This is a genomic window from Pseudomonas sp. P5_B2 (assembly GCF_056400445.1).
The window spans coordinates 1-6,996 of the sequence record NZ_JBFULH010000217.1; the positions used below are offsets into that span (position 1 = coordinate 1).

A 6,996-nucleotide genomic window follows, 5' to 3' on the forward strand; every position below is an offset into this window, starting at 1 on the left:
GCTGGACACTGCCACACCGCCGGTACGCATCGACGAGCTGGCGTTTGCAGCGGGCTTCAATTCGCTGTCGGCGTTTTACACCTGTTTTCGCCAGCACACCGGTCTGACGCCCAAGGCATACGCCAAACAAATTTCCTTGCGTGCCCGCGCGCAAGACAGCCCCTAAGCCCACGCATTAGGATCGACGCCATCGTAGTTTGAGTGGCGGAGTCTTGCATGTCGGCGTGGCGCACTATCAGTTTATGGATGGATCAACTCGACGAGCCAGTATTGGCCCGTCCGACGCTGGAACACGATCTTGACGTCGACGTGGTAATCATTGGCGCCGGCTACACCGGCCTGTGGACCGCGTATTACCTCAAACGTCTGGCGCCGGGCCTGGACATCGCCATTGTCGAAGCGCAAACCGCCGGTTTTGGCGCATCGGGCCGTAACGGCGGCTGGTTGATGGGCAATATTCTGGGTGAAGACCGGCTGCTCGCTGGCTTGTCCCCGGAGCGACGTCGCGCCTCATTCGACTTGCTGCACAGCATTCCTGACGAAGTAGAAGTCGTGCTGGAGCGTGAAGGCATCGCCTGCGATTTCCGCAAAGGCGGGGTGCTTTACTGCGCCGCACGCTACCCCGAGCAGGAAGCCAGTCTGCGCGGGTATCTGGATGATCTCTACCGCCAGGGCCTGACCGAAAGTGATTACCGCTGGCTCAGCCCCGAGCAACTGGCGCAACAGATCAGAGTTGCGAAGCCTTATGGCGGTATCTATGCACCGCACGTTGCGACCATCCACCCAGCAAAGTTGGTGCGAGGTTTAGCGCGGGCAGTGGAAAACATGGGGGTCAGAATCTATGAAAATAGTGCGGTTACGCAGTGGCAGTCGGGGAGCTTGCGCACCGCCAAGGCGACGGTTCGCAGTCGCTGGATTGTCCCGGCCGTAGAAGGCTACGCGACGACGTTACCGCCGCTGGGTCGCTATCAACTGCCGGTGCAAAGCCTGATCGTTGCCACCGAGCCACTGCCGGCTGCAACCTGGGACGAAATCGGTCTGAGTCGAGGCCAGGCTTTCAGCGAGAGCAGCCGTCAGGTGACCTACGGCCAGCGCACCGCCGACAATCGCCTGGTATTCGGGGCGCGGGGCGGCTACCAGTTTGCCGGCAAGGTACGCCATGACTTCGACCTGACGACCAGCGAAGTGGAGTTACGGCGCTATCTGTTCGGCGAGCTCTTCCCGCAACTGAAAAACGTGCTAATTACCCACGCCTGGGGCGGCAATCTTGGCATGTCGCGGCGCTTCAAACCGCACATGCTCTGCGATCGCGCCAGTGGCATCGCCTTGTCCGGCGGTTATGGCGGGGAGGGTGTTGGCGCCAGTAATTTGGGCGGCAGAACCCTCGCCGACCTGATTCTTGAACGCGATACCGAGTTGGTGCACCAGCCCTGGGTCATGCCGCAGGGCGGACTCGACACGCTCAAGGCCTGGGAGCCGGAACCCTGCCGCTGGCTCGGTTACAACGCGATCATCCGCAGCTTTGTCTACGAAGACCAGATCCTGGCCAACCCGGCTACCGCACCCTGGCGCCGCAAGCTGGCCAGCGGGGTTGCGGAGTTCATGGAAGGCTTCATGCAGTAAACAGCGCTATCTTTCGATTACCTGCCAATAACCAAAGCCTTACAGGACATCGAACGGTCCGGAAACTCTTGCCTGCAGCACTGAATAATCGCCTTTCGTTGGTCCCTACCTGTAATTTCTGACAGTAGATGTTTGCCCAAGCAAATCATAGAGTTACACCCGCAGGCATGGAGCCTGCTGGAGAAAGCTCTATGAAAAAGTCAGCATTCAGAAAATTGATCGAAGATGAAATTGAAGATGCAGCCAGCGACATCACGGCGAGAGGCACCAGATCCGATGACATCGCTTTAGGGCGATTAAAAATATTTCTGAGCCTTCGTCGAACCCTGGACAGCAAGACGACGCCCGAAGACGTCGGAGTGTGGGACGCGTTGAACGATATTCTCCGTCTGTTGAGGGTGCTCGATAGCAAGGAGACAATTTTCTCCGGACTTAAAGTTTAGCGGCTGAATTGCCCCCGGTGGCGGGGAAGCCACTCTTCCTCGCTACTGCTATTTTTATCCATAGATAGTTGATATCAATGTAGTGGCGCCTTTATTAATAAGTCCAACAAAATGAGACACGCTCGACAAAAAATAATATCGTTCTATTTAATAATTAAATGACTAATCGTCATACAATTTGCGCAAATCCCCCAAAACTAAACAAACTTTTGATAGCGCAGGCGTTAATTCCGGGCTTTTGCTGGATTTGCCAATTTGATGTCAAAAAAACGCTAGACGTTTGATTTCAAATTGTGTCAGTTTTCTTTCGCCTCCATTGGGCGAGTGATAGGACGATCTCGCCAGAGATCGTCGCTATCTGACAAAAGCTGTTCCATAGCCAAACAAGGAAGTGTGTTTATGTCGAAAATAAAAAACAATGCTATTGACCTGTCCGAACAGGCGATAACCCCCTTGCAGCATTGGCTGCACCGAGTTCTGCGTATAACCAGATCGACAGTTTCAGCCATCAGTATGACCGCGGCGGCAATCTCACGGTCAATGGCAACCCCTCCTTTTCCGTCGAGCAGGCGGCGACCCAATTGCTGCGCGACGGTGCTGCCTACCAGGACAAGGACGGCAGCGGCAAAATCGAACTGACCTACACGTTCCTGACCTCGGCGTCTTCGAGCACCATGAACAAGCACGGGATTACCGGCTTCAGCCAATTCAGTACGCAGCAAAAAGCCCAAGCGGTACTCGCCATGCAATCCTGGGCCGATGTAGCCAACGTTACCTTTACCAATAAGTCTACGGGCGGCGACGGTCACATGACACCTACACCGGGCCAACGCTGGTCAACCAGGGTCGATTGGCGATCAACGGTTCGCTGGCTTCAACGGTCACCGTCAATGACAACGGGATCGTCGGTGGCAACGGTCGTATCGGCGGATTGACTGCCAAACGCGGCGGCACCGTGGCGCCGGGCAATTCCATCGGCACCTTGCAAGTGGCGGGCGACGTGACCTTCGAGCCCGGTTCGACATACGCCGTGGAACTATCGCCCACCCGCAGTGACCAGATCGTCGCTGGCGGCAATGCCGTCATCGACGGCGCCACCGTCAGCCTGTCCCTGGAAAACAGCCCGACATTGCTGACCGCCGGCGAAGTGAAATCCCTGCTCGGCAATCAGTACAACATCCTGCAAGCGGCCGGCGGCATAGAAGGGCGCTTCGGTGCGGTGGTGCCCGATTATCTGGTCATTGGCGGATCACTCGACTACTCGGCCACCAGCATTCAACTGGCCGTCGAGCGCAACGCCGCTTCCTTCGCCAGCGTCGGCCAAACCCCGAACCAACGCGCTGTGGCCGCTGCCGCCGAGCAACTGGGTGCAGGCAACGCGCTGTACGAAACCCTGCTACTGTCGCCAACCGCCGCCGTCGCTCAGCAAGCTTTCCAGCAACTGTCCGGTGAGATTTATCCGGCCATCGGTACGCTGCTGATCAACGACAGCCGTTACCTGCGCGATGCCGTCGGTGAGCGCTTGCGTGAACACGATCTGTTCGACGCCGCCRCGCCAACGGATAACCGCAGCAACGCCTGGCTCAAAGTGCTCGGTGCCTGGGGCAAGAGCGATGGCGGGCATGACAACGCCAGTTCCAACAGCTCCATCGGCGGCCTGCTGGCCGGGGTCGACGGTCTGATCACCGAAGGCACACGACTGGGTTTCGTGACCGGTTATAGCGACAGCTCGTTGAGCATGGGCGATGGCACGCATTCGTCAGCCTCGGTCGACAGCTACCACTTGGGTGCTTATCTGGGGCATGAAATCGACACACTGCGATTGAGCGTCGGTGGCGCTTACAGCTGGCATCGCATCGACGTGAAACGCGATCTGCAATTGGGCGACGTGAGCCGTAAACAGAAGACCAAACGCGATGCGACGACCGCGCAATTGTTCACCGAAGCGGCGTATCGCCTGGACGTGCAACCGCTGGCGCTGGAGCCGTTCGCCAATCTGGCTTATGTGCACCTGAACAGCGACAGCTTCACCGAAAAAGGTGACGCGGCCGCACTCAAGGGCGGTGAAGACAACCGTGACGCCGTGCTTTCAACCCTGAGTCTGCGGGCGAGCAAAGCGATTGCCCTGTCGGACAAACAGCAGCTGGAACTGTCCGGCACGTTGGGCTGGCAGCACAACCTGAGCAATACCCGCGCCGAAGATCACCTGGCCTTCGCCAACGGCAATACCGCGTTCAGCGTGCAAAGCGTGTCGCTGGACCGCAATGCCGCCGTCATCGGCGCACGCGCCGGTTTGTCGGTGGCTAAGGATGTCCGTGTGAGCCTGGATTACAACGGCCTGCTCGGTTCCAACGAAAAAGACCACGGTGTGGGCCTGACGCTGGACTGGCAGTTCTGATCACACAAGGCTACAGGCACTAAAGGCTGCCGGGCGCTTCGTGAGTGAGGCGTCCCGGTTGTGAGCCATCTCTGACAATTCCAACAAAAGAGAGGCAATACCAATGGGTATGTACGACTACAAAAACTTCGGCACAGCGGACTCCAAAGCGTTGTTTAGCGACGCCATGGCGATCACGCTGTATTCCTATCACAACCTCGATAACGGCTTTGCGACCGCCTATCAGCACAACGGCTTTGGCCTTGGCTTGCCCGCGACATTGGTCACCGCGCTGCTGGGTGGCACCGATTCCCAGGGCGTCATTCCTGGCATTCCCTGGAACCCCGATTCGGAAAAAGCCGCACTGGATGCTGTGCAAAAAGCCGGCTGGACATCGATCACCGCCTCGCAATTAGGCTACGACGGCAAAGTCGACGCGCGCGGAACCTTCTTCGGTGAGAAGGCCGGTTACACCACGGCGCAAGTCGAGATCCTCGGCAAGTACGACACCCAGGGACAACTCACCGAAATCGGCATCGCCTTTCGCGGCACCAGCGGCCCACGGGAAACCCTGATCGGTGACTCCATTGGCGACGTGATCAACGACCTGCTGGCGGCATTTGGCCCCAAGGATTATGCAAAAAACTACGTTGGCGAAGCCTTCGGCAATGGGCTGGACAGTTTGTCCGGTTCAGCGATGGTGATCGCTGATGTTTATGGGGTGCCGGTAAGGAGCTCATCGCGAGCAGGCTCGCTTCCACACGGATTTTGTGAACGCCGCAGGTCCACTGTGGGGGCAGGGCTTGGCCGCGATGAACGATACGCGGTCTTCAATCTTCTTCCGGGCGAATCGTGGCCACTTCCTTGGAATTGACCCTCACCGTCTTGCCTGAARTATCCTCGAACTCGTAGAAGCCGTCCTTGGTCTTGGTGTCCGGCATGTCCTTGGTCAAATACTGGGTGCCGTTTTGCAAGGTCACGACCGTCGGTGTCGAGCAGCCGGTCAAGGCTAACAAGGCTGCCGTGACCAGCGGCAAACTCAGGGTTTTGATGTTCATGTCCACCTCCCACAATGCTGAAAAGAACCTCTATGCCGGTTGATGCCATCGATCGACATAGAGTTCGATGCCCGCCGGAAAATGACCGAATAACGTCGCCGCTTATCCTTTTCCGTTTGCACGACACCGCGGGTAACTGTTATCTGTACGCATAACCAGTACTCGCTCGCCATGGCGCTATTCCCTGTGACTGCAAATCCCCTCGACGATCCGTTCTATTACCTGAACAATTTCATGCAAGTGCTTGACTGGCTTGAACATCGATATGCCGATCTATTAAGTGTAGAAGAACAAACCTTCATCCGTGATTTCTCCCGACTACCCAAGGAGTCGCGAGCGCTGCTGGTCAGGATGGTGATGCGCAAGGGCGTGCATTTCAGGGCCGGCAAACTGAGTTATGTCGAGATCGGTGCCATCGCCAGCGCGGCCGAGCCCTTGCTGGCGGCAGGCTGGATCGATGAAGCATCGCCCTTGCACATTGAGGAGCTGTTCGAAGTGCTGCTCAAGGCTGAGATTGTTCAGTGCTTTGGCGCTGCTATTGATCAGCCCAAAGGCAAAAAGAGCGATTGGCTCCCCCTGCTGACTGAACAGTTTTGCGAGACACAAAGCTTTGCCCAATGGTGCCCGGCACTGAATGACCGGCTGTTCACCCTGACCATCATGGATCTGTGTGACCGGTTTCGGCTGATGTTTTTCGGCAACCTCTATCAGGACTGGTCCGAGTTTGTACTGGCCGATCTCGGCATTTTCACCTATGAAAAAGTCGAATTCAGCGCCGAATCCCGCGGCTTGCGCAGCCGTGAGGACGTCGACGCCTGCCTGTTCCTGCACCAATGCCAGCAGCATTTCGAGGCGGGAGAGCCGCTGGCCTCCATCGTCGAGCAAATCAATGGTTTGATACTCAGAAATCCGTGGCTGCAACGTCGGCGCGGCAAGTTGCTGTTTCAGATCGGTCAGCACTGCGAGCGCATCGCCGATTYCGCAGGCGCGCTGACGATTTATCGAGACTGCGCCTATCCCGGAGCACGCGTGCGGCTGATTCGGGTGCTGGAGCTCTGTGGTGAATATCAGCTCGCCCTGGACTTGGCGACGCAAGCCCAGCAATCGCCGGAAAGCGCCGCCGAGCATCAACATGTGTTGCGCGTGCTACCCAGGCTGCGACGTAAACTCGGTGGTCCGGCGCAGAAGCGACCAGCCCCACGGCCAATGCAGCGCCTTGACCTTCATCTGCCCAGAACCGATCTGGCGTTGTCGGTTGAAAATTACGTGCAGGCACACCTGGCGGAAGAACAGGCGCCGGTACATTACGTCGAGAACAGCCTGATCAACTCGCTGTTCGGGTTGTTGTGCTGGCCGGCCATTTTCGCGCCGCTGCCGGGGGCGTTTTTTCACCCGTTCCAGCGTGGGCCGGTTGACCTGTTGCATGAAGACTTCTGCGCGCGGCGTGCCGAACTGTTCCAGGCGTGCCTGGCCGAGCTCGAAGACGGTCGTTACC

At 57.7% G+C, this 6,996-nt stretch carries 5 protein-coding genes and 3 pseudogenes; 7 read left to right on the forward strand and 1 reads right to left on the reverse strand.

Going from position 1 to position 6,996, the window contains the following annotated elements:
- The 6 genes and pseudogenes from AC1DRJ_RS16335 to AC1DRJ_RS16360 all read left to right on the forward strand — a co-directional run.
- Nucleotides 1-166 (forward strand): helix-turn-helix domain-containing protein (locus tag AC1DRJ_RS16335; protein WP_477803070.1); only part of this gene is annotated, 166 nt, incomplete at its 5' end.
- A gap of 50 nt (nt 167-216) precedes the next feature.
- Nucleotides 217-1,623 (forward strand): NAD(P)/FAD-dependent oxidoreductase, encoded by a 1,407-nt coding sequence (locus tag AC1DRJ_RS16340; RefSeq protein ID WP_477803066.1) that lies wholly within the window; start codon nt 217-219, stop codon nt 1,621-1,623.
- Nucleotides 1,624-1,814: 191 nt separating this feature from the next.
- Entirely contained in the window at nt 1,815-2,066 is a 252-nt protein-coding gene (locus AC1DRJ_RS16345; protein ID WP_477803067.1) for a hypothetical protein, read from the forward strand.
- Nucleotides 2,067-2,465: 399 nt separating this feature from the next.
- Nucleotides 2,466-2,881: pseudogene (locus tag AC1DRJ_RS16350) on the forward strand (serine 3-dehydrogenase); the annotation flags it as partial.
- Nucleotides 2,878-4,464 (forward strand): annotated as a pseudogene (locus AC1DRJ_RS16355) (autotransporter outer membrane beta-barrel domain-containing protein); the annotation flags it as partial. The pseudogenes AC1DRJ_RS16350 and AC1DRJ_RS16355, both read left to right, overlap by 4 nt.
- Before the next feature lie 103 nt (nt 4,465-4,567).
- Nucleotides 4,568-5,140, forward strand: a pseudogene (locus AC1DRJ_RS16360) (polyurethanase); the annotation flags it as partial.
- A 133-nt stretch (nt 5,141-5,273) separates the two neighbouring features.
- Here AC1DRJ_RS16360 and AC1DRJ_RS16365 read toward each other — a convergent pair.
- The gene (locus tag AC1DRJ_RS16365) at nt 5,274-5,501 is read right to left on the reverse strand and encodes a YgdI/YgdR family lipoprotein (RefSeq protein ID WP_477803068.1); all 228 of its coding nucleotides are present in this window, start codon (nt 5,499-5,501) and stop codon (nt 5,274-5,276) included.
- Nucleotides 5,502-5,672: 171 nt separating this feature from the next.
- On the opposite strand from AC1DRJ_RS16365, the gene AC1DRJ_RS16370 reads away from it, so the two are divergent.
- A partial coding sequence (locus tag AC1DRJ_RS16370; RefSeq protein WP_477803069.1) for a PDDEXK family nuclease occupies nt 5,673-6,996 on the forward strand: 1,324 nt, incomplete at its 3' end.

Excerpts from the sequence above, each read along its gene's own strand:
- AC1DRJ_RS16345 (WP_477803067.1), top strand. The coding sequence starts at position 1,815 with ATGAAAAAGTCAGCATTCAGAAAATTGATCGAAGATGAAATTGAAGAT.
- AC1DRJ_RS16340 (WP_477803066.1), top strand. The coding sequence starts at position 217 with ATGTCGGCGTGGCGCACTATCAGTTTATGGATGGATCAACTCGACGAG.